We start from the raw sequence: 3,809 nt of genomic DNA on the forward strand, positions 1-3,809 counted from the left end.
AGTTTTTAAAACTAAGTTTTACTCAACTCACTGATTGACTCTTGCCTCGCTAAGCGTTGCTGTCTGCCGTCTCAGTGGGGTCGCATTATAGGGAGATCCGAAAACAGATCAACCCTTTTTTGAAGAAAACTTGAAATAAATGACTGTTCGCGTGAAATTGAAGCAAAGTGGTTACTTTAAACACTAAAAAGGCCCTTACGGGCCTTTTATATTAGTTTACGATGAGTTTCCAACCGAGTTTACTTTGCAATTTAGACTCTTGTTGTAGCTCACTAGCCATAAGAGGGTGTTCTTTTAACCAGTTATTGGCAAACTTTAAGTCTAAGGTGTCTTTTTCTACAGATAACTCAATTTTAGGAAGTACGTCGTCTTGTCGGCGCATCGATAATATTACGGCAATTCTTAATAACCTAACTAAGTATTGGGTAAGTGTACTATGTGCACCTAGAACGTCGAAGCTGCCTTTTTGAATATCGGAGCGATGTGCATTGGCAACAGCTGCAATCACTTTATGTTCAGATTGTGAAAAACCTGGCATATCGGTGTTTTCTATAATGTAGGCTGTGTGCTTGTGATATTGCTTGTACTCTATTAATAAACCAATTTCGTGTAGTTGTGCTGCCGCTTTTAAAAGCGGCAACGCATTTTCACTAACAAGCGGCCAGCTTTCACCTACTTGTTCTGCCAGTTGAATAACTAAGCTCGATACCCGATTAGCTTGCTTTTGATCAACATGGTAACGGTCCATAAACCCATCAACAGTGCGTTTACGAATGTCGTTGTTATGAAGCTCGGGCACCATACTGTAAAGCACACCTTCGCGTAGTGCACCGCCAGCTAATCCCATTTTTTCAATTTCAAGCGATTCAAATAGCGCAATTAAGATAGCTAGACCAGATACAAAAACTAATCTGCGCTCTTCGCTTAGACCAGGTAAGTCTAGTGCAGCGATAGTGCTAAACGTTATTGATTGCTCTTTTATTTTATTTAGCTTTTCTAGGGTGAGTAGTTCATCTAAGTGTTGCGCAACCATTATTTCTTGAATGGCTTGCACCGTGCCAGAAGCACCCGATGCAATTTGCCAACCTGCTTGTTTATACTCAGGGGCAATTTCATCAATGACTTCGTGGGCAGCTTTGATGGCAGCGTTAAAGTTTGCTTCACTTAATTGGCAATCTTTAAAATAGCGCTCTAAATAAGTAACGCACCCCATATTTAAGCTTTTATAGTGCAGTGCCTCAAAGCCCTTACCTATAACGACTTCGGTACTTGCACCACCAATATCAATAACTAGCTGCTTGCCAGTGCATGATGAAGTGTGTGCTACGCCTTTATAAATAGTGCGTGCTTCTAGCTCACCACTTATTACATTAATAGTATGGCCTAAGATTTTTTCGGCTTGTGCTTTGAAAACATCGGCATTCGTCGCAAGACGTAATGTGGCCGTTGCTACTATGGTTATATTTTGTTTTGGAATGTCTTGTAGGCGCTCAGCAAAAAGTGCAAGGCACTCCCAGCCTCGCTGCATTGCCTCAGTGCTTAATACGTTATCTTTATCAAGCCCTGCGGCTAATCTTACTTTGCGTTTAACGCGGCCTATAGTTTGTAGGCCGCCAGCAATTGATTTAGCAATTAGCATATGAAAGCTATTTGAGCCTAAATCAATGACTGCATACACATTTTTTTGCGGTTTAAATTGCCCCACCGTTCAAAAACCTCTAGTTACTACTACGTACAGTAACGGCCGAGTTACGACCGTCCTTTTTGGTAACTATTATTTGGGCGACGTCCGTTATTATTACTACGATTACGTGGGCCTGTAGAATAGTTGCGCTTTCTTTGAATAGTAGGCTTTGTTAAATCATCTAGCAATGCGGTTTTATCATAATGTGATAAAGGAATGCTGTGCTCTATATACTCTTCTATTTCATGCAGGTTATAAGCGTACTGCTCACATGCAAAGCTAATTGCATGACCTGATGCGCCCGCACGACCTGTACGGCCTATACGGTGAACGTAATCTTCACAATCATCTGGGAGGTCAAAGTTAAATACATGACTTACCTCAGGGATATGTAGCCCACGTGCTGCCACATCGGTTGCCACTAAAAAGTCTAATTCGCCTTTGGTGAATTGCGCTAATATAGATTGGCGTTTTTTCTGGTTTACATCGCCAGTGAGCATACCTACTCGGTGGCCATCGGCTTTTAACCAGGCATACACTGTTTCACAGCTGTGCTTTGTATTGGCAAACACAATGGCTTTCTCTGGCCATTCTTCCTCAATTAAAGTTAATAGCAGCTTAATTTTATCTTCTTGAGAAGGATGAAATAGCTCTTCTTTAATTCGCTTACCTGTTTTAACGTCTGGCTCGATTTGAACGTGCTCAGGGTTGGTCATATGTTCAAAGGCAAGTTCTTGCACGCGATAAGAAAGCGTGGCAGAAAATAATAGGTTTAATCTATCTGCTGTATCTGGCATACGGCGGAACATGTAACGAATGTCTTTTATAAAGCCTAAATCGAACATACGATCGGCTTCATCAAGCACAACTACCTCAATTTCATTAAGGGTGTAACAGCCTTGCTTGTACAAATCGATTAGGCGACCTGTAGTACCAATTAAAATATCAACGCCTTTTTCTAATTGCGCACGTTGTTTTTCGTAATCTTCGCCACCATATACTAAACCTAAGTTAAGATTACAGTGCGGCGCTAAAATTTTAGCATCTTTGTGTATCTGAATCGCAAGCTCCCGAGTCGGGGCCATGATCAGGGCTCTTGGATGTTTACTAGGTGCTTTGCTAGATTGTAATAACCGATGGCACGTGGCTGTTAAAAACGCCAACGTTTTGCCCGTACCTGTTTGTGCTTGGCCCGCGATATCGCGTCCGTCACAAATAAAAGGTAGGCATTTTGCTTGAATGGGTGTGCAATATTCAAACCCACTTTCGGTTAAACCGGCAACCACTTCCGGTGCGATAGCAAAGTCTGAAAACTTTTTATCGGTCAAATGTGTCTTAGTCATAGCGTTTAAGCATAACGTTTAAACTTGCAATAAGAAACAAGAGTGTTTAAATACGCACTAAATATTTCGCCTAACTAAATCGGAGAGCGCAATGAGCGAGAAAATAATCCAAATTACTGACGATAGCTTTGAAGCTGACGTATTACAATCAGACAAGCCTGTACTAGTAGATTTTTGGGCTGAGTGGTGCGGACCTTGTAAAATGATCGCCCCTATCCTTAATGAAGTAGCTGATGAATACGAAAGCCGTGTAACAGTTGCTAAATTAAACATTGACCAAAACGCGGGTACACCGCCTAAATTTGGTATTCGTGGTATTCCTACTCTGCTTCTTTTTAAAGACGGCCAAGTAGCTGCAACGAAAGTTGGTGCGCTTTCTAAAACTCAACTTATTGAGTTCTTAGAAAACAATATCTAAGTAAAAATTAAAAAAAAGGGCGTTTTTGCCCTTTTTTTGTGTTTATTTTGTATAAAGACTGGACGCTATGCCAGTGAACTGCTAGTTTATAAAGCCAACTAATCCTTAGTTATATTCAACAAACCTCACTCAACTATCAAAGCGATTTTGAGTATGACAATTGTAATAAAGAACCCACCAATATGCATTTACGCGAATTAAAAGACAAGTCTATAAAAGAACTTGTAAACTTAGCTGAGTCCATGGGGCTCGAAAACGTAGCCCGCTTAAGAAAGCAAGATATCATTTTTGCCATTCTTAAAGCACACGCCAAAGGCGGAGAGAACATCTTCGGTGGCGGTGTACTAGAGATTTTACAAGATGG

General features: G+C 41.0%; 4 protein-coding genes. 2 read left to right on the forward strand and 2 right to left on the reverse strand.

The window, feature by feature from the left end; genetic code table 11:
- Positions 1-211: 211 nt before the first annotated feature.
- Both gppA and rhlB read right to left on the reverse strand, forming a co-directional pair.
- Complete coding sequence (gppA, locus tag B2R65_RS18030; RefSeq protein ID WP_096040975.1) at positions 212-1,705, reverse strand: guanosine-5'-triphosphate,3'-diphosphate diphosphatase; 1,494 nt, start codon at positions 1,703-1,705, stop codon at positions 212-214.
- 44 nt (positions 1,706-1,749) lie between these two features.
- Positions 1,750-3,027 (reverse strand): ATP-dependent RNA helicase RhlB, encoded by a 1,278-nt coding sequence (gene rhlB / locus B2R65_RS18035; protein ID WP_024032051.1) that lies wholly within the window; start codon positions 3,025-3,027, stop codon positions 1,750-1,752.
- Between the two features lie 91 nt (positions 3,028-3,118).
- Here rhlB and trxA point away from each other — a divergent pair, with 91 nt between their 5' ends.
- Together trxA and B2R65_RS18045 are read left to right on the forward strand one after the other, a co-directional pair.
- The gene (trxA, locus tag B2R65_RS18040) at positions 3,119-3,445 is read left to right on the forward strand and encodes a thioredoxin TrxA (RefSeq protein ID WP_004588957.1); all 327 of its coding nucleotides are present in this window, start codon (positions 3,119-3,121) and stop codon (positions 3,443-3,445) included.
- A gap of 182 nt (positions 3,446-3,627) precedes the next feature.
- Positions 3,628-3,809 (forward strand): Rho termination factor N-terminal domain-containing protein (locus tag B2R65_RS18045; RefSeq protein WP_286744972.1); only part of this gene is annotated, 182 nt, incomplete at its 3' end.

The organism is Pseudoalteromonas sp. UBA2102, assembly GCF_002331165.1.
GTDB lineage: Bacteria > Pseudomonadota > Gammaproteobacteria > Enterobacterales > Alteromonadaceae > Pseudoalteromonas > Pseudoalteromonas atlantica.